This window comes from Bartonella sp. TT121SHDZB, from assembly GCF_042193415.1.
Classification (GTDB): domain Bacteria; phylum Pseudomonadota; class Alphaproteobacteria; order Rhizobiales; family Rhizobiaceae; genus Bartonella.
In genome coordinates this window covers 1-2,015 of sequence record NZ_JBHILR010000034.1, presented here as the reverse complement: position 1 = coordinate 2,015, position 2,015 = coordinate 1, and the positions used below count along the sequence as shown (strand labels likewise).

General features: G+C 40.3%; 1 protein-coding gene. It reads right to left on the bottom strand.

Going from position 1 to position 2,015, the window contains the following annotated elements:
- Positions 1-2,015: helicase-related protein (locus ACFIKI_RS08300; RefSeq protein WP_375666740.1), on the bottom strand; the 2,015-nt coding region annotated here is incomplete at both ends.

Genomic DNA, 2,015 nt, shown 5'->3' with positions numbered 1-2,015 from the left:
CCCAAGCTTTTGCCAAATTCATTCCGCAACACATCATCAACAGAATGAATGATAAAATCCACGACCTCAACGGGGGTATAAACAATCCCAAGCCTATCCGTGGTTTTCTTAAATGCCTTGGCAAAAAAGCTTTCATAAAGCGTAATAATAAGATTTTGCCTTGCTTGTGGTGTGGTAATCCCAGAAGCACGAAGCCTTACACTGTTATAAAATTCTTGTAATTCCTTGGATTCTTCCTCGATATTGGTTTTATCAAGTTCTGTTAAGATTTTTTCCATGGCTTGCGAAATGGCATTGTTTTGTACAAATTCATTTCCTTCAAACAAGGCTTCAAACACGGGACGCGTGACAAGATGTTGCGCTAACATCTCAATGGCTTCTTCTTGCTTGATTTCACTGTTTAAGTTGTTTTTTAATTCCTTATGAAATGCATCAAAAGCATGAAAGGCTTTACTGTTTTCATCAGAAAGCAGGTTTTGAAGATGCGTGATATGATTTTGTGCAATCTCAGCAACATTGCCCGCCCAATTTTCCCAATAATCCGCAATAGCAAATTTCTTCGCAAGAAGGGTTTTCAGAGCATTGGGAAACTCTTTATAAAAAGGTAATCTTCCTGTTACGCTATGAATAGTTTGTGGTTCATGAGCGGCTTTTCCAATCTCAAGTCCCATATGTTCTGATTTTTCATGGATATGAAGTTTATCCTCAACCGCGGTCATGCTCTTTAAGGCGACAATCTCCAAAGAATCACTAACATCTTGCCCCAAAATCATCTGGTTAAGGGTGATTTCAAAATTCTCGTCATGAGCAAGCAAAGCATTGATGACTTGCCAGACCACCTTGTATCTCTTGTTGTAGCGTAAAGCATGTTCAGCAGAAACCCCAGCAGGGATCCCAACGGGTAAAATGATGTAGCCTCTTTTCTTGCCCTTTGCACGGCGCATGATACGCCCCACCGCCTGTATCACATCCACATGACTTTTACGCGGGTGTAAAAACATAATGGCATCAAGAGCAGGCACATCCACCCCTTCAGACAGACAGCGAACATTGGTGAGCACACGGCAAGTATTTTCCCCCACATCTTCCTTAAGCCAATCAAGGGCTTTATTGCGCATTTTGGCACTTTGTGTTCCATCAATATGATCAAAGGTACACTGAAGAGGCGGGGTATCTTTATAGAGTTGATGAAGATTAAATAATTCTTCCTGTATTTCTTCAGAATTGAAGGTTTTACAAATGCGTTTAGAGGTCTTGATATCTTTACAAAAAGCCAAAGCCCGCCGCATAGGGTTAGGGTCATCACTTAAATCAACCTTTAGATCTATTTTAGCAAGGGCTTGATAACAGCCTATGATCTTGGTTTTATCATCAAGAATAAGTTCATAATTCTCATCGGTCATCAGATGTTGAATGGATTGACTTACTTCTTCTTCATTAACACCCAAAACAATAATCTTATAAGGTGCTAAAAGTTCATTCTGAACGGCTTTTGAGAAAGTATAGGTATAAAGCTCTTTTCCATAGAGTTCTTCATCATCCATAGAGGCGAGAACGGCATTGATCTCATTGGCTTGCTTTTTGGCATCATCGGTAAAGATCTTAGGGGTTGCTGTCATATAGAGACGTTTTTTACCACGAATGATGCTGTTATCATGAACCTTGATAAATTCAGATTCATTGTCCTCTGTTCCCAATGAAGCTCCAGTGGTTCTATGCGCTTCATCACAAATGATTAGATCAAATTCGGGTAAATCATACTTTTTTTGCGCATCCGAAATCACTTGGATAGAATGATAAGTGGAAAACACCACGGTCATCAGATCATGTGAAACCTTACCCGCTTTACTAGCCAGTTCTTTTGCATCCGTGGTAGCCGGCAAGGCAAGATCAGAGCTATCAAATTCAAGAGCATCATTTTTATTCTTACGACGCTTTCCCACTTGTGTATCCGAACACACGGCAAAGGAACGCAAGGGTACTTCTGTATCTTCTGTCCATTCACGAATTGTTTG